The sequence below is a fragment of the Bacillus sp. FSL K6-0994 genome (assembly GCF_038630815.1).
GTDB lineage: Bacteria > Bacillota > Bacilli > Bacillales > Bacillaceae > Bacillus > Bacillus safensis.
Genome location: NZ_CP152043.1, coordinates 1,737,649 through 1,755,291 on the forward strand (window position 1 = coordinate 1,737,649; position 17,643 = coordinate 1,755,291).

Annotated in this window: 17 protein-coding genes; 2 read left to right on the forward strand and 15 right to left on the reverse strand. The window is 39.1% G+C overall.

Going from position 1 to position 17,643, the window contains the following annotated elements:
- The first annotated feature begins 86 nt into the window (after positions 1-86).
- Positions 87-977, forward strand: coding sequence for a LysR family transcriptional regulator (locus MHB69_RS08890; protein ID WP_342496188.1), 891 nt, complete (start codon positions 87-89; stop codon positions 975-977).
- 89 nt (positions 978-1,066) lie between these two features.
- On the opposite strand, the gene MHB69_RS08895 is transcribed toward MHB69_RS08890, so the two are convergent.
- From MHB69_RS08895 to MHB69_RS08935, 9 genes are all read right to left on the reverse strand, one after another.
- Positions 1,067-2,380 (reverse strand): citrate:proton symporter, encoded by a 1,314-nt coding sequence (locus tag MHB69_RS08895; protein ID WP_098676924.1) that lies wholly within the window; start codon positions 2,378-2,380, stop codon positions 1,067-1,069.
- A 116-nt stretch (positions 2,381-2,496) separates the two neighbouring features.
- Positions 2,497-3,351 (reverse strand): 3-hydroxyacyl-CoA dehydrogenase NAD-binding domain-containing protein, encoded by an 855-nt coding sequence (locus MHB69_RS08900; RefSeq protein ID WP_342496189.1) that lies wholly within the window; start codon positions 3,349-3,351, stop codon positions 2,497-2,499.
- A 14-nt stretch (positions 3,352-3,365) separates the two neighbouring features.
- Positions 3,366-4,559, reverse strand: coding sequence for a thiolase family protein (locus MHB69_RS08905; protein ID WP_335371278.1), 1,194 nt, complete (start codon positions 4,557-4,559; stop codon positions 3,366-3,368).
- 19 nt (positions 4,560-4,578) lie between these two features.
- Positions 4,579-5,364: an enoyl-CoA hydratase-related protein gene (locus tag MHB69_RS08910; RefSeq protein WP_342496190.1), complete on the reverse strand. Its 786-nt coding sequence runs from the start codon at positions 5,362-5,364 to the stop codon at positions 4,579-4,581.
- 70 nt (positions 5,365-5,434) lie between these two features.
- Positions 5,435-6,199, reverse strand: a complete 765-nt coding sequence (locus MHB69_RS08915; protein ID WP_342496191.1) for an enoyl-CoA hydratase/isomerase family protein — start codon at positions 6,197-6,199, stop codon at positions 5,435-5,437.
- A gap of 21 nt (positions 6,200-6,220) precedes the next feature.
- Positions 6,221-7,003, reverse strand: coding sequence for an enoyl-CoA hydratase-related protein (locus MHB69_RS08920; protein ID WP_342490008.1), 783 nt, complete (start codon positions 7,001-7,003; stop codon positions 6,221-6,223).
- A gap of 22 nt (positions 7,004-7,025) precedes the next feature.
- Positions 7,026-8,240, reverse strand: a complete 1,215-nt coding sequence (locus MHB69_RS08925; RefSeq protein ID WP_046311264.1) for a CoA transferase — start codon at positions 8,238-8,240, stop codon at positions 7,026-7,028.
- A gap of 283 nt (positions 8,241-8,523) precedes the next feature.
- Positions 8,524-9,294 (reverse strand): IclR family transcriptional regulator, encoded by a 771-nt coding sequence (locus MHB69_RS08930; protein ID WP_041117564.1) that lies wholly within the window; start codon positions 9,292-9,294, stop codon positions 8,524-8,526.
- A 132-nt stretch (positions 9,295-9,426) separates the two neighbouring features.
- Positions 9,427-10,572, reverse strand: a complete 1,146-nt coding sequence (locus MHB69_RS08935; RefSeq protein ID WP_342496192.1) for a choline esterase — start codon at positions 10,570-10,572, stop codon at positions 9,427-9,429.
- Positions 10,573-10,778: 206 nt separating this feature from the next.
- Between MHB69_RS08935 and MHB69_RS08940 the strand changes: the two genes are divergently transcribed.
- Entirely contained in the window at positions 10,779-11,546 is a 768-nt protein-coding gene (locus tag MHB69_RS08940; protein ID WP_342496193.1) for a pentapeptide repeat-containing protein, read from the forward strand.
- A 30-nt stretch (positions 11,547-11,576) separates the two neighbouring features.
- Here the strand turns inward: MHB69_RS08940 and MHB69_RS08945 are convergent, their stop codons facing one another.
- From MHB69_RS08945 to MHB69_RS08970, 6 genes are all read right to left on the reverse strand, one after another.
- Positions 11,577-11,999, reverse strand: a complete 423-nt coding sequence (locus tag MHB69_RS08945) for a cytidine deaminase (protein WP_041117570.1) — start codon at positions 11,997-11,999, stop codon at positions 11,577-11,579.
- Positions 12,000-12,130: 131 nt separating this feature from the next.
- Positions 12,131-12,403 carry a DUF2651 family protein gene (locus tag MHB69_RS08950; protein WP_046311276.1) on the reverse strand — a complete coding sequence of 91 codons (273 nt, stop codon included), beginning with the start codon at positions 12,401-12,403 and terminating at the stop codon, positions 12,131-12,133.
- Between the two features lie 230 nt (positions 12,404-12,633).
- The gene (locus tag MHB69_RS08955; RefSeq protein ID WP_046311279.1) at positions 12,634-13,554 is read right to left on the reverse strand and encodes an alpha/beta hydrolase; all 921 of its coding nucleotides are present in this window, start codon (positions 13,552-13,554) and stop codon (positions 12,634-12,636) included.
- A gap of 29 nt (positions 13,555-13,583) precedes the next feature.
- Positions 13,584-13,976, reverse strand: coding sequence for a MerR family transcriptional regulator (locus MHB69_RS08960; protein ID WP_065214469.1), 393 nt, complete (start codon positions 13,974-13,976; stop codon positions 13,584-13,586).
- A gap of 167 nt (positions 13,977-14,143) precedes the next feature.
- A complete protein-coding gene (locus MHB69_RS08965) occupies positions 14,144-15,607 on the reverse strand; it encodes a glycoside hydrolase family 1 protein (protein ID WP_342496194.1) in 1,464 nt (487 codons plus the stop codon).
- A 23-nt stretch (positions 15,608-15,630) separates the two neighbouring features.
- Positions 15,631-17,532: a beta-glucoside-specific PTS transporter subunit IIABC gene (locus tag MHB69_RS08970; RefSeq protein WP_342496195.1), complete on the reverse strand. Its 1,902-nt coding sequence runs from the start codon at positions 17,530-17,532 to the stop codon at positions 15,631-15,633.
- Positions 17,533-17,643 lie beyond the last annotated feature (111 nt).

The following is a 17,643-nucleotide window of genomic DNA, read 5'->3' on the forward strand; positions in this document are numbered from 1 at the left end:
AGTCTTAGTGTAAAAACAACCGATTATAATGTACAATATATCATCATCATAATGAGTATGCATTATTGGAATAATGGGAGGATCAAATGAACATACGGGACTTTGAAATTTTTAAAACGATTGCGGAATGTGGAAGTTTTTCAAGAGCAAGTGAAAAGCTTTTTATTGCCCAGCCTTCCCTTTCTAAAACCATTCAAAAATTAGAGAAAAAATTGGGTGTCATCCTTTTCGATCGGTCAAATCGAATTTTCAGGTTAACGGATGAAGGACAGCTTGTATATGAAAAAGCGATTACGGTGCTGCAGCAAATGAATGAGTTGCAAATGGAGCTGGGTGATACAGAAACGCATATTCGCGGCCATTTAAAGATCGGACTGCCGCAAGTGATTGGAACCTTTTTCTTTTCGAAAGTGGCAAAAGCTTTTACTAAAAAGCATCCAGATGTGACGCTTGAAATGATTGAGGAGGGCGGCTTGCATGTAGAAAAACTCGTTGAGAATGGCGAAGTAGATGTTGCCTTTGTTGTCATACCTGCGCAAAGTCATGAATTAGAAGAACAACTCATTTTTGAAGCGCCGTTTGTGGCTTGTTTACCAAAAAATCACGCTTTAAAAGATGAACAACAGCTCTCACTCGAACAGCTTAAAGAGGATAACTGGATATTGTTTGATTCTTCATTTGCGTTGAGTCAAGTGATTTTGGAAAGCTGCCGTAAGGAACATTTTGTTCCCAAAATCGCTTACAGCACAACACAATGGGATTTATTGGTGACATTAGTTCGTGATGAACTAGGAGTGGCGATCCTTCCAAGTCCTTTAAAGAACATGTACAAAGAGGACATTTGTGTAAAACCAATTAGCAGTCAATATATTCCCTGGAAAATTGGAATTGTCGTGAAGAAAGATCGTTATAAGACACGTGCTTTGAAGGCTTTTTTAAAAATCGTCGCGGATATATATTCTAGGGATCAAAAATAGAAACAAATAAAAAATGATCCTTCTTGTTTTCTACCATGTAGAAACTGAAAAAAGCCTAATTCCAAGGCTTTTTTTCATTTTATATGCTGTTATCTGACCATGATAGCACCTGTCAGCCATGCAATAGACATGAGAACTAAACATGTGAGTATGGACCATTTAAGGGCGAAACGTACGTATTCGGCAATATTCAGCTTGAGCATTCCTGTTAATAGAATTGTAGCGGGTACCAGTGGCAATAAGAAGTGGGCAGCTTGTGTTAAAACGACAGTTCGCACAATTTCTATTGGTTCAATTCCGTAAGCTTGAGCGGTACTTGCAAAGATTGGAACGACTCCGAAATAAAAGGCATCATTGGACATAACAAATGTAAATGGAATGCTGATTAACCCCACAATGATAGGAAAAAATGGCCCCCAAGCTTCAGGAATAATTGAAACCAAGTTTGAGGCGATGGAATCCACCATTTTTGTGCCTGATAATATCCCTGTAAAGGCCCCGCCTGCAAACACGACAAGTAATACTAACAAAGCGTTGCCACCGTGGTCTTTAATTCTCCCTTTCTGCTGTTCCAGGGTAGGATAATTGATGAGCATAGCTACGACGACAGCAATTAAAAATAAGATCGCCGGCTGCATAAGATCTAATATTAATGACGCCATGACAGTAACAGTTAAGGTTAGATTCACCCAAATCAGCTTTGGCCGTTTAATCGATTCATCTTGGTCAAAAGCTATATTCGCAGATGATTCTTCTTTCGCAGCAGCAGCTTCCTTAAGATCAACCACACTTAATCTTTTTCTTTCCATCTTTCCTAGAATAAAGGAGACAAGTAAGACCCATAAAGAACCTAAAATTAATGTTGGTATAAGGGGAACAAAGAAGTCCGATTGACTAAGTCCGAGCACTGATAAAGCCCGAATTCCAGGTCCTCCCCACGGTGTAACACCACACACGACGCTAAAAGCAAGCATCGAAATCGTCGCTAAAACAAGAGGATTCATTTTTAATTTCTTATATAAAGGAAGCATAGAAGAAATGACAATAATAAAAGTTGTCGTACCGTCCCCGTCTAATGCTACTAAAAGTGTTAGAATTGCTGTCCCAACTGCTACCTTTAAAGGATCTCCTTTAACTGTTTTTAATATTTTTTTAATTAAAGGATCAAACATACCTGCATCAATCATGATCCCAAAAAATAAAAGTGCAAATAATAGAAATGCAGCTGAAGTCGCTACAAGCTTAATTCCCTCAAGCATCATGTCGTCTACAGTTGTCACAAATCCTCCAATAATAGCAAAGATAACTGGAATGATGGTTAAAGCCGTGAACGATGATAACCGCCCTGACATAATAAAATATGTAAAGACTGTTATCATCGTTACCCCAAGTATTGTCAACATGTACGTTCCCCCTTGCATTCTCTTATTTCCCAAAGCTGGCCGTTTTGATAACGCTTACAAAAAATGTTTAAGTGTGAAATATATCAACTTTATTCCACACTATTTACGATCACATATCATTTGGCTTCAGTATAATGAAAGAATCCTGAGCCCGTTTTTACCCCTAGTTTGCCAGCTTTCACATATTTTCTTAGTAAAGGACATGGTCTGTATTTTTCCCCCAACGTTTGATGCAAATATTCCATATTTCTCAATCTCGTATCCAAACCGACTAAATCTGCCAACGCCAGCGGTCCCATCGGATGGTTTAATCCTAAGTTGATCGCTTTATCAATATCCTCTGCGGAGGCAACTCCTTCCTGTAACATATTCATTGCTTCATTTCCAATGAGGCAGTTCATACGGCTAGTAATAAATCCTGGAAACTCGTTCACTTCTACTGTTTCTTTCTTCATTTTTGTTCCAATGTCTCTTACAAAGTCCACGGTTTTTTGTGATGTATCCAGTCCTCTGATCACTTCAATTAACTTCATCTTATGAACAGGGTTAAAGAAGTGCATAGCGATCACTTTATCTGGACGTCCAGTTTGCGCACCAATTTCTGTAGGGCTCATTGTAGAGGTATTCGTTGCTAAAACTGTTCTAGGCGGGCAGAGTTTATCGAGCTTTTGAAATACATCTATCTTCACGTCCATAATCTCTAATACTGCTTCAATCGCGATATCACAATCTTCTACAGCAAATGTTAAATCTGAATGGAAAGTAAGATTTTCTAAACATGTCTTGATATCTTGTTTGGAGATATATCCTCGCTGTTCACTTTTAATGAGTTCTTGTTGAATATAGTTTTCTGCTATTGCGAGCGATTCAGTATTGATATCATGTATCGCTACAAAGAACCCATTGAGGGCTGCTACATAAGCAATCCCTCTACCCATTGTTCCTGAGCCTATAATCGCCATCTTAGTCATAGGTTTACCTCCTTTTAAACTTGTAAATTTTCAAAAATAGTCGTAATTCCTTGACCTCCTGCAATGCATAAAGTCACCAAACCATATTTTTCTCCCCGGCGTTCCATTTCATGGAGTAGTTTTGTAGTTAAGATCGCTCCAGTCGCCCCTATTGGATGACCGAGGGCGATCGCTCCGCCATTGACATTTACTTTTTCTATGTCTAAATGCAATTCTTTTATAACAGCTAAAGCTTGAGCAGAAAAAGCCTCATTTAATTCAATTAATCCAATGTCATCTATTGTTAAATGACACATTTCTAATGCTTTTATTGTTGAAGATACTGGGCCAATTCCCATGATGTCTGGGGCAACTCCAGTGCTTGCCTGCCCAATAATTTTTGTTTTAGGCACGAATCCTTTTTCCATCGCAATGGTTTTATTCATCATAAGTACGGCAGAAGCTGCATCATTTCTTCCGCTTGCATTGCCAGCTGTTACTGTACCATCTGTTTGAAATACGGGTTTCAACGCTGATAGTTTTTCCATAGTCGTATGGCGGGGATGCTCATCTGTTTCAAACAAGAAGACGTCTTTCTTTCTCTTGACCTCATATGGCACAATTTCTTTCAGAAATACGCCTTTTTCTATTGCTTTTCTTGCTAATTCTTGGCTTCGAAGAGCAAATTCATCTTGTTCTAGCCGATCGATTTTGTATTTTTTGGCTATATTTTCAGCTGTAGCACCCATTGTGAGATGTCCGTAATCTTCAATCGGCTGTGAATAAGGCTGGCTTTCGGTATTTGGGTCAAGTAATAAGCCATTTCCTGCACCATATCCATATCGAGCATTTCGTAAATAGTAAGGAGCTGTGCTCATACTTTCTGCGCCGCCTGCAATCACTACATCGCTCAAACCTAATTTAATTTGCATGTCAGCAGTATTAATGGATTGTAAGCCTGAACCGCATTGTCTGTGAATTGTATAACCTGGTATATGAACAGGCAGTCCTGCCCTTAATAATGAAAGGCGGGCAAGGTTAGAGGAATCTGCGCTTTGCTTTGCTTGACCCATAATGACTTCGCTCACTGCATTTGGATCAAGCTTGGCACGCTGCAAAACTTCCTTTATCACTTTTGCAGCTAAGAAATCTACTAGTTCCGAACTTAACGATCCGCCTAGCTTTCCAATAGGAGTTCGAACGGATTCTACGATCACGACCTCGTTCATTTATTTTTCGCCACCTTGTTTATAATTCTTTATAGAAAGTAGGTTTTCGTTTTTCTAGAAACGCTTTCGTACCCTCATGTTTTTCATCCGAACTAAATAAAATGGTTTGAGCAAATTTTTCTAACATCGAAGCAGTATGAAAATCTGCATCTTGCCCTTGATTCACTACCATTTTAGCGAGTTTGAGTGCTAAAGGCCCCTTCGATAAAAGTGAATTGATGAATTCGTCCAATTCATACTTTAATTCACTATTTTCTACTGATTTCGTTACGAGGCCGATACGTTCTGCTTCTGCCCCATCAACTAATTTACCCGTTAAGATCATCTCTAGAGCGCGGCCTTTACCGATCATTCTTGTTAATCTTTGAGTTCCTCCTGCACCAGGAATAATACCTAGGTTCAGCTCTGGCAAGCCTATTTTTGCTTGGGTTGAGGCAATTCTTATATCACATGCTAAGGCAAGCTCACAGCCTCCACCTAAAGCGTGACCATTTATGACAGCGATGGTCACTTTATTGGATTGTTCAATTTCTTGATACATTTTTTGCAGTCCCGGCATGAGCGCTTCAAGCATTGTTCTTTCATGTAATTCTGTGATATCAGCCCCTGCTACGAATGCTTTGCTGCCTGCACCTGTGATCACAATGATCCTCAAATGCTCATCCTGCTCTAATTCGTATAAGGCTTTTTGCAGTTCTTCAATGGTCTTTTTATTTAAAGCATTTCTAACCTCTTGCCGATCAATCATAATCGTTGCGACGTACTTATTTCTTTCAACTTTTATGTGCTGAAACAATTCCTTCACCCTCTATCAAAAATGGTGGAAATTCTGTAGACCTTTTGAAAGCGCTATTATTTGGAAGCGTAAAGACATTCTATTTTCCTTTCCAAACTGGCTTTCGTTTCTCAAGAAAGGCTTGCGCTCCTTCAATTCGATCTTCACTTTCATATACATTAGGTCCGATATCCAGCTGCAAAGCTTGGAATAAAGGGACATCCATTGTCTTCCATATCGTTTCTTTGATTCTCTGTACAGAAAGGGGCGCACACTCGCAAATTTCTAGTGCTAGTTCAGTGGCTCTTTCTAATAAAAGTTCTTGATTTTCTAATATTTCATCGACTAAGCCTATCCTTAGAGCCTCTTCAGCTGTTACTAATTTACCCGTATACAACATGTTAGCTGCAAAGCTGGGTGAAATGAGTTTAGGTAATATTGTCGCTCCAAAGGTAGCACCCATTCCTCTTTTCGCCTCTGGCATTCCCAGCTTGCAATCTACAGTGGCAAGACGAATATCACTTGCCAAGGCGATTTCACAACCCGCTCCAACAGCTACACCATTCATGGCACATATGACAGGTTTATACGTTTCGATAATGGCGTTAAACAATCTCCCTCTTAAAGGTTTCTTCTTAAAAGCCTCTGGATTTTCTTTTGCTTCCTTTAAATCCCTGCCGCTGCAAAAAGCTTTATCTCCTTTCCCAGTTAAAATAAGAACACGAGCTTTCGAATCGCTTTTAAAATTCTCTAAATATTCCAAAAATAAATCCGACATGATGGAATCGATTGCATTTCTTTTTTCGGGTTTATTTATATAAAGGTAGGCGATTTCACCTTTTTTTTCATAATGGATTGGTTTCAATTGATGAACCTCCTATCAATGTTATTTTCCAATAAAGTTTGGTTTTCTTTTTTCTTTAAATGCTGCGACACCTTCTTTGTGATCCTTTGTTTCTTTGATAATTGCATAATGAGAGGAAATTAAATCAAGTGCAGGCTCTAATTCCATATTTCGAGAGTACTTCACGGCTCTTTTTGTCATCTTAATCGCAATTTGAGGTCCGTTAGCAATTTGTTCAGCTAACTCAATTGTTTTTTTCATAAACTCATTCTGAGGATAAACATGGTTGACAATCCCTAAGCTTAAAGCCTCTTGTGAGCCAATAAAGTTTCCAGTCCATAATAATTCAAGGGCTTTTGCTTCACCTACAATTTTCGGAAGAAAGAAAGCGCCTCCATCTCCAGGTATAAGTCCTACTTTTACATAACCCTCACTCACCTTTGAATCATCAATCATTGTACGAATATCGCACATGAGAGCCATATCTAATCCTGCTCCAACTGCTGGCCCATTAATTGCAGCGATGATCGGTTTATCAATATCTCTTAAGGCAAGAGGAATGCGGTGAATATTTTCCCAAAGCTTATTTTTATTGTTTAGTGGTGTTGGGTCTGTTGTCATTCCGCCCACATCGCCGCCTGAACAGAAGGCATTACCTGATCCCGTTAGCAAAATCACATGAACGTCATCGTTTTCTTTAGCACTTTGAAGAGCAGCTACCCACTCATCTATCATTTCTTTATTTAATGCATTTTTCTTTTCTGGACGGTTTAATGTAATGGTTTGAACATGGTTTTGAATTGCCGTTAAAATGGTTGGTTCCATTTTGATGCCTCCCTTAAACGCATTAGTTTTTGTTTGTCATTTCTTCTTTGGAGCGAATGACTTTTTTATGACGCAAATCCTGTAACTGTTCATGATTCATCCCTAATAATTCTTGTAAAACTTCATCTGTATGTTCGCCAATTGCGGGCGCTGCAAAGACTTTTTCAAGCGGAGAAGCCGATAATCGAATGGGTGAGCCAGGAACTTTGATTTTCCCCTCTTTTGGACGTTCAACTTCTTGAATCATTCCTCTGTATTTTAGGTGAGGATCGTCTGCTACTTCAGCGATCGATTGAACAGGTGCATGAGGAACGTTTGCTTCTATTAAAGCATCTGCAATATCCATCTTCTTTTTGTTAGAAGTCCAGCTTGTCACGATCTCATCGACAATGTACGTATTGGCTGAACGATCGATATTTGTTTGAAAACGTGGATCATCTAATAATTCATCTTTTTCCATCACCTTCAGTAATGACTGCCACTGACGATCAGCTACACAGAGTATAGCGATATAACCATCTTGTGTCGGATAGACATTGTAAGGAGCCGTTGCCATCCCGCTATGTTGATTTCCTGTTCTTTCTGCCACTTTTCCCCCTTGGCTGTAGAACGCTCCTAGTGCAGATGCTAGTGTTGGATAGATTGTATCGTGCATAGATACTTCTACTAGCTGACCCTTCCCAGTGCTCTCTCGCTGATAAAGAGCTGTTGTAATTCCTCCAAATAAATGAATGCCCCCGAGGAAATCACATATGGCTGGTCCTGCTTTTACTGGTGGTTTATCTGCAAATCCTGTGGTCGCCATCACGCCTCCCATTGCTTGAACAGTCAGATCCATTGCTGGCCTGGCGGCATAAGGACCATCTAAACCGTAGCCTTTACCTGACGCATAAATAAGGCGAGGATTGATTTCACTCAAGACGTCGTATCCTAAACCGAGCCGTTCCATCGCGCCGAGCGAAAAATTTTCTACTAAAACATCCGCTTTTTTCACTAATTCAATAAATACTTCTTTTCCTTCTGGAGACTTAAGATCTAATGATACGCCTAACTTATTTGAATTCAGCATCAATAACTCATGACAGTCTCCTTTTCTCCTTACACGCAGGTTTTCTCCTTTAAGCGGTTCTATTTTAATAACCTTAGCGCCTTGATAAGCTAACATGAGTGAACAATAAGGTCCGTTGTAGATTTGACCTAAATCTAAAACAACAATATCTTCCAATGCCTTTTTCATCATAATCCTCCTATCTTAGTGATGAAGCTGTTAAGTGTATTTTCACGTTATGCCGATAATCGGATTATATTTCCGATAATCAGAATTTTAGCACGAGAATTGATGGTGTTCAATAAAAAGTTTGACAATTCTGTTTATTTGTTTTGATTTTATTTTTTTGAAAAAATAAGAAACTCCCTCGAATTACTTATATCAGTAAGTAACTAGAGGGAGTTTCTATAAAAAACGATATTTATATTATCATATGAAGAGAATAAAAATGATTGGTCGTATTGCACATCCGTTAAGAGGGTGCAGCCTCTGTTTTTTCTACATGACGTTCTATCTCCAGTGCTGCTTCTTTGGCAAGTTGAGCAAAGTACTCAACAGTGTCATCTTTTTTTCGATAAGTAGGGCAATGTATAGAGAGACCTGCAAGAATGTGTCCTTCTTGAGACAGAATGGGCACAGCGACATTTAGCGCGCCTTCATTTACTTCTCCTTCTGTATAGGCAAACCCCTTAGTTTTTATTTGATCTAAATCTTCTTTTAGTCTATCAATCTCTATCTCATATTTGGACGACAATCTTCGAATCATCAGTTCTTGCTGCTTATGATCCATGAATGCAAGTAATACCTTCCTGGATGCTCCTTTATGAATAGGTTTGCTTAATCCGATAGGTCTTGAAAATTTAACATCATGAGGGCTTTCGATAGATGCAATACATACGCCCTCTTTCGTCACTGGATCCATGATATTTAAACTGACGGTTTCTTTCGTCTTTTGAGCAATATCTTCTATAAAGGGCATCGCAATTTCACGAAGTTCTGGGATGGGATCTGCATAAATTCCTAATTTATAAGCATTTAACCCAAGTCTTATTTTTCCGGTTGATGTATTCTTAGTGAGATAGCCGCATTCCATTAAAGTATTTACTAAACGAAAAGTAACTGTAGTTGATATACCCATTTTTTCTGTTATTTCTTTTACGGTAAATTCTTTATTTACTTTATGAAAAAGGTCTAGAATATGCAGACCTCTGCGTAAAGTTTGGGAGGTAGATTTATCAGTCATAAAAAAGCTCCTTTCCGTTCTTTCCTGATAGCTTTATTCTAACTTTAGATTCTAAATCCCTCCAGTGAAAAATTGCCTTTCTTCACTCGACCATCTTTTCAAGCTTGTATAAAAGGGGAAATCTCAGCTAGATCACTTTCTGCTCGTTTTCTTAATCAAGTCCACGCCATCGTATGACAGACTTTCCACATGTACAGGCTTTTGCAGAATGTAATGATCAAAAAAGGTCCTCGTATAGTCTGTGACAAGATTCCGCATCTCCATTGCATCGCGTTCGCCTCTCAGTTCTTCGTTCACACCGGTAAACACGATGTCGCAATAATCTAAATGTGCAGCATGGTCAACAGAGAAATAATAGGTTTCCATGCTATTGTTAGCGCCAATGATCGCATTCATATGATAGTTAGGCTCAGAAAACAGCAGTAAAAAGGGTTTTTTCAGATCGCTGTCAAGAAGACCGAAGGCACCGCTATCGAGGCCAATCCCGCAGGCGAATCGGTCGTCATCCCGGCAAACAATCGCTGTCGTAGGCCCTCCGTAAGAATGTCCGACTATGCCCATGCCGGCGTCAAGCAGCAATCTGGCATTAAAGATGGAATTAAGTTCCCCAGCGTCTAGTTTGTAAAGATAATCGGCTGCATACCTTACATCCTCTGTCTGTAATTCACTATATTTAGTTAACTGATGAAGTATTGGCAGTGTAAGGACGTTACGGCATGTCTCAATGGCAGTTTCATCGTCTGGCCGCATCGTCATCTGACCAGCCAGCGCCATCATTTCTGGATCTTCAGAAAACGCCATAATGTCATCTGAAAAATCCTTTGATACATTAAACAGGCGTCCATCTTTACACTTATACATCGTGCTATTCTGATGACCGATACTGACGACAATGTACCCCATGCTTGCAAGGTCTGTACAGATCACTGTCCCCCATTCTGGAGAACCGCCCCCGCCGCAAACATAGAATAACACTGGATAGCGTTCTTCCTTCCCGGAAAGAGCCAGGTCGTCGTAACAATACGTTTGAATATCGATAGAGAAAAAATCCTTTTCCTTCATATACTCTGTGACAAGCGGCTGGTCATGCAGCATTTCGTATACTTCAGGAAACATGTACGTTGATGGGGTCTTCCCTTCATTGCTATCAGACGGATAGTATACAAATGCGGTCAGTTCTCTTTTTGAGTGATCAGATGCCGTGTACTCTAAATCCATCTGTGTGCGTCCGGCAGTATAGCTGCCGATTGGTTCTGGGAAAGCGTCATACCTTTTCATTCTTTTGTTCCCTCTTCTTGATTTAAAATGAATGTGAAATACACATTGTGATATAAGCGCTTTTCAAAACGATGACCGCTCTCTTTATGTTTCTAGCTTTATGATATAATAACTTGTCAGTGCCAACCGCTTAGTGAAACCGAAATGAACTTGCTGGAAGGTATTCATCATTGGAAAAGATTCTGAAGAAATGATAGGTGATCACAATGAGAAGGCTTGAGTCTGGAATGTCAGTAGACAACGAAATATTTTCTGATATTGTCAGGTATGAACATGAAACAATAAGCGCAGCGACGATCAACAACTCGAATGTTCATTCACCTATATTTTGGAGCTGTCACCTGCGTCATCTTGTATTTGATACGTGTGATCTAACGAATGCGAGATTTTTTGCAGGTAGTACGATCGAGCATTGTACGTTTATTCGTTCCGATTTGCGTTCTGTTGGAATTGCTAGAGACGAGGCTGTTTTTACGAATTGCGAATTCTCCTCCTGTGATATGAGAGGAATGACATTGGAAAATGCTGCGTTTATCAACTGTACATTTTATCAATGCAGGTTTAATGACCGCGTTTTACAAGCAGCGAATATCGTAAATTGTACCTTTACCGGTAAGCTGGTGGATATAACGTTTGAGGGAAATGGTAAACAAAAGCTGATTGCCAATTTTGAAAACTGCACCCTTGACGGTGTTTGTTTTAAAGGCTGTGACCTATCGCAATGTATTCCGCCAGCATCCAAAAACCATCTATATGTTGAAGAAATCTCCGCGCGTGTCAAATCTGCATTGACGAAGATAAATAATGACTGTCAACTTTCTGACGAGGATCGCAAAGTACTGGTACGCAGACTGCGCAAGCTTGAGCATATGGAACAATATATTTTTAACACGGCGCAAATGGAGAAAATACATGGAGCTGTTTTTGTGGAGCGATTTTTCAGTTATTTAGAATGCAATAAAGAAAACACTTGATGCTTGCTGCATCCCTCTCAAGGTCGTATATCAACTTCGAGTATATTTGAGTGGAATGAGTTCTCCAATTTTCACTTTGACTAGTCCGCCATCTATTTCTATGATGACAAAACATTCTGGTCCGAAATCTGAAATGAGCTCTCTGCAGATGCCGCAAGGGCTTACGACCCTCAATCTTCTATCCTCTTCATCTGAATATGGATGTCGAACGGCAACAATGGTATCAAAATCTTTATATCCATTCGATAAAGCACTGCCAATTGCAATGGCTTCTGCACAAACCGTTACCCGTCCGATATAGGCTTCTATATGGACAGCCGAGATCATTTCTCCTGTTTTCATGCGGATAGCGGCTCCTACATGGTGTTTATCCTCTTCATAAAGGCTCATAATCTTCTTTTTTGCTTCGTCTATTAACTCTACATCTTTTGGAGTAAGATCAAATGTGTGCATTGTGTTCCCTTCGCCCTTCTATGCTCGTTTTGAATGTACTGATCTATTATACCAAACTTCAGTTAATGGGCGGTTCCGCAAGATGAAGAATGGGTACAAAAAAGCTGATTTTTTGACCATCAGCTTCTTCGTTATGCTCTTTTATAGCGGGCATACATATATCGAATGATTTTTGTGATGACAGAGGTACACATGCATAAAAAGGTCATCACCACGACCCAATACATATTTGACATGTCAAACCCAGTATAGGCAAATATGAAAATAGTGGAGACTGCAAATGTGATGATAAGAACGATGTAAACTCGCTTAAAGATGCAGTAGCCAACAATCCCCCATATCAAAGATAATAAAGGCAATGTAAATAAGATCAGCGCCATGGGATTGAGAAAGAAAGCACTCATCATGTCACTCTCCTTTTATGAACCGGTGAAGAACCGAATATGTATCATATTAATAGGAAATTAGCACGTTGTAAACAAAAATTGGAATTTAAGGAATATTTAATCTGAGATGAATTGACATTCCGAATGTATGTCATGTTGAATGGAAAAAGACTGCTTTCAGTAAGCAGCCCATTTCGCTAAGCTTTCAAATATTCAAGCCGGAGCATTTTGATATGTGAAAAGAGAATCTAACTATTTATCACCTGAATGATTTTTTCCTGAGCGTCTTGTGCCTCAGGGATTGGCATGACGACAAATACATGTAGCATTTCTGGATAAACAAAGGTTTTCATGTCAATTCCTTGTTCTGCTAGCTTTTCATCAAGCTTTAGTGCATCTGGATATAAAATATCATGTGTTCCAATAAAATGAGTGATCTTCGCAAGACCGTTAAAGTCACCGTGAATTGGACTGATTAATGGGTCAGTTACCTTTTTATCTGCTGCCCACATTTTTGTAATGACATCTATTCCTTCTGGCGCTAGAATGGGATCTTTATCGGCATATTCAAATATAAGAGGATTGCTTAAACTCATATCAACACATGCAGATAATAAAATGATATCCTTCGGCTGCGGCAGATCTTCCATCTTTAAGAGGTGCGCAAGGCCAAGAGAGATATTTCCGCCCGCTGAATCACCCATGATCGTTAATTGATCGGTACTCTCAACCGTTTTTAGTATTTCTTTATATAGATTTAAGATTTTCGGATAGGTATCTTGGTAGCTGTAATGAGGTAATTTAGGGTAAATAGGAGCGATCACTTTGGCGTTAAGGGACCTAGCCAATTTATCCATGTACCACCAATGGAAATCGAGAGGCTGGTTTACCCAGGCACCACCATGTATATATAAAATCACCTTTTGTTTTTGCGACATTTGGTCATTCAATGTGAAAACCTGCATTCCTTCGAAAGACTGCTCCTTTATCTCACTCTTTAATTTCACATCGTCTCCGATTGCATAAGGCTTTATATTTTCTATTTGAGACAGAAGTTTTTTGGTTTTTTCGACACTAGCAAAACTTTCTTTATTACTTTGGGACGTGAATAATGTTTCAAATTGAATACTTTCTTCAGAACGTTCTCCATTAAAAATGTCGACACTCATTTTGTTTTCTCTCCTTTAAGCATATATGTTTATTCGTCATCCTGATTCATCATACGAAATGATTTGAGATACACTTGTACTTCTTTCTCAGGAGTCTTTAATAAGTTAGATAAAAGGTCTTGTATGAGACGGAGACTGTTAATTTTCTTTTCAATTTCTTCATGTTTTTGATGTACAATTCTTTTTAAAGTATCAAGTTCTATGTCTTGACTCAGCATTTCCAATATTCCTTTTATTTCCTTTAGTGAATAACCCAATGATTTGGCATCTTTGATCAATTGAATTTTCACGATATAATCTTCTGTGTATAGTCTATAACCGTTCGAACGGCGTCTAGGGACAGGTAAAATGTTGTGTTCTTCATAGTAACGAATTGCGGCAGGGCTTATTCCTGTTTGTTTGGCAAGTTCTCCTCTAGTCATCAACTCAAGTCGTTACTCCTTTTTCGTGATTTTGTCTTTCTATATTTACATTATAAAGGTTGAACGATACTTCAAGGTCAAGATACGTTTTCGTAAAAAACAAAACACCATCGCATGCAGCCGGTTAAGGCGCCCCGCGATGGTGTTTTACATCATTCAATCTGCTTTTATAGATCTTCCCCATTTGATGCGATTACATTTTTGTACCAGAAGAATGAGTCTTTCCGGTAACGATTCAGTGTACCGTTTCCTAGGTCGTCTTGATCCACATAGATCAAACCATAGCGTTTAGTCATTTGAGATGTTCCGCAGCTGATTAAGTCAATGCAGCCCCAAGGTGTATATCCCATTAAGTCAACACCTTCTTTTACGGCTTCTTTCATCTGTTCAATATGTTTTTTCAAATAATCAATTCGATAATCATCGTGTACTTTTCCGTCTTTTGTCAATGTATCCCTTGCACCAAGTCCATTTTCACAAACAAATAAAGGCTTTTGGTATCTGTCGTACAGTTTAATTAATGAAATGCGCAGACCCATTGGATCGATCGGCCAATCCCATTGTGATAATTCCAAGTGTTCATTTTTAATCGGACTGTCAAACGTACCCGCTAGCTCAGCTGCATCTTCACGTGCTTCTGCTACGTGGGACATATAATAGCTGATCGCAACAAAATCAACAGTGCCCTCTTTTAAAATTTGTTCATCCTGCTCTTTAATATCAAGCTTGATTTGATTATCAGCAAAGTATTTCACCATGTATGTTGGATATTCGCCTCTAGCTTGAACATCAGGATAGAACATATTCAATTGATTCGATTTAACTGCCTGCAGCTGATCCTCTGGTTTTGTTGTTTTTGCATAGGCTTCAATTTGGTTAATCATACAGCCAATTTGGACATTTGGAATGATTTCCTTCGCAGCCTTCACTGTTAAGGCACTTGCCACAAATTGATGATGAGATGCTTGGTAAGCAGCTTGTAATTTATGGTCTACTAGATCCTCTAAAATTCCAGCACCTGTATAAAGGCTGTTGAGGTTCATATTCATTTCATTAAACGTAATCCAGTACTTCACTTTGTTTTTATATCTTTCTAAAATCGCACGTGCGTATTTTTCGAACAATGGGACAAGCTCTCTACTCATCCATCCATTGTATTTCTCTGTTAAAGTAATCGGCATTTCATAATGAGACATCGTTACTAGCGGTTCAATTCCATATTTCGCACATTCATCAAATACTTTATCGTAAAAAGCCAATCCTTCTTCATTCGGCTTGTCCTCTAAACCTGTTGGAAAGATTCTTGCCCATGAGATAGACAAACGAAAGACTTTAAATCCCATTTCTGCAAACAGTGCAATATCTTCTTCATAACGATGATAAAAATCAATTCCGCGTCTTTTTGGGAAATCAAATGCATCAGGATTTTCTTTGTACTTGTTTAGTTCAGCTGAACTAACATCGAATGTAAAGTTGTTCACTTTTCCTTTTGCATATGGATCTTTATATGCAGCGAAGTCTGAAGTTGACAGCCCTTTTCCGCCTTCTAAATATGCACCCTCTATTTGATTGGCAGCGGTTGCGCCACCCCATAGAAAATTATCTGAAAATCCTTTTTTTAATTCTTTCATTTCAATCATCCCTTCTATTATGATTAATGAATAAGCATTAAGAGTTTATTTTCTCCTGCGTTGACATAAGAGTCACCTGTATAGATAACATCCAGGTACTTCGAGGAATTAGTGACAATAATAGGTGTCACGACATCTAATCCTTTTGATTGAATTGCTTCTATATCAAATGATAATAAATGATCCCCGATGTTGATTTCATCTCCTTCTTCCACCAATACCTCAAAGAATTGACCATTTAGGCTGACGGTATCAATCCCTACATGTATTAATAATTCAACCCCATCATCTGAAACCAAACCTATTGCATGTTTAGTAGGTGTAACGGTCACTACTTTTCCGGAAAACGGCGCTTGTACCACCCCCTTATCAGGCATAATCGCTACTCCCTTGCCCATCATTTCGCTTGAAAAGACGGCATCATTTACGTCAGATAAAGGAACGACTTTACCAGTTATAGGTGCTTGTACTTCATAAGGATTTACTTGTCTCACAGCTTGTTGATTGACTGCATTTTCTGGATTTTTAGATGGCTTTTCCTGTTTTTCCGGCTGACCTTCATCCTTTGTGGCAGGTTCCTTGAAGCCAAGAAACATAGTGGCAAGCAGTGAGACCAAAAAGCTAAGCGCTATTCCAATTAAAGCCAGCTGGAAATTATTTGTGCCTTTCATAATGTAAGTTGGCAGAGATGTCATTCCTGGAATTGAAAATGCTGTCGTTTTGACGGAGAATAAACCATAAAAACATCCGCCAACTGCGCCGCCTATTAATGAAGCATAGAAAGGCTTTTTCAGTCTCAGTGTTACTCCATAAATGGCTGGTTCTGTAATTCCAAAGAAACTCGGAAGCAATGTTGATAACGCCAAAGACCTTGTTTCTACTCGTTTTGTGCGAATGATAACACCTAAAACGGCACCTGCTTGTGCCATATTGGCAATAAAGTTCATCGGAAGCAGCATGACATCGTAACCAACTTTTTCAAAGCTGGCAAACGTGCTTGGGAAGAATGCGTAATGCATCCCAGTTAGCACAATTAAAGGCATGAGGCCTCCCATTAATAAACCTGCAATCGGTCCAGCAAAATGGAATAAAGAAGTGAAAAAGATCTCTAAATACTGACCGAAAACGTTTCCAATAGGCGCTATGAAAGCTAGTGTAAGAGGCGCTGTAATCATTAAGCTCAGTACCGGTGTAAATACGATACTTAAGGATTTTGGAATCACTTTCGTCATCCACTTATCAATAAAGCTAAGAAGCAGCACGCCTAAAATAATCGGCAGGACTGAAGAAGTATAATTATTTAATGGAATACTCAATCCTAAAAAACTAAGTGGATCTGCCCCTTTTGCTGCCCCTTCCACCATTGTCGGATATAATAAAATCCCAGCAAGTGCCATCGCGAGAGATTCTCGTGTTTTAAATTTCTTCGCTGCAGAATAAGCAATGAGGAAAGGTAAAAAGTAAAAGACAGCATTTGAAAAGATTTGAAGTACAGCATAGGTAGAGCTTTTTTCCGTCATCCAGCCTAAACTAACGAACAAAGCCATGATCCCTTTTATCAATCCACTACCAACAATCGCCGGCAAAATTGGTGTGAAAATTCCGCTAATGACATCGAATACGACTTCGATTGGATTCATTTTTGACGTATTTTTAGCAGGAGTAGAATCATTGCTGCTCTCACCAATCAGATGGTCGATTTCCTCATAGACTTCTGCAACTTTTGCTCCAATAATGACTTGGAATTGTCCGCTTTGGAATTGTGCTCCCAGCACACCGTCTACTGTTTTCAGTTCATCTACTTTCACCTGTTTTTCATCGTTGATATTAAATCTCAGCCTCGTAATACAATGCCAGCTTTGAGATATATTGCCGGTTCCACCGATTAATTTGATAATTTCTTGCGCCAATTCTTTGTTTCCCATGTCTTCACCCCTTCATTTTCACAAAAAAAAACCTAAACAAAATCCACCATTAGAAAGACTTCTAAATGGAGATTTGTTTAGGTTAATGCTTTTTCATAACACGCCTAAAAG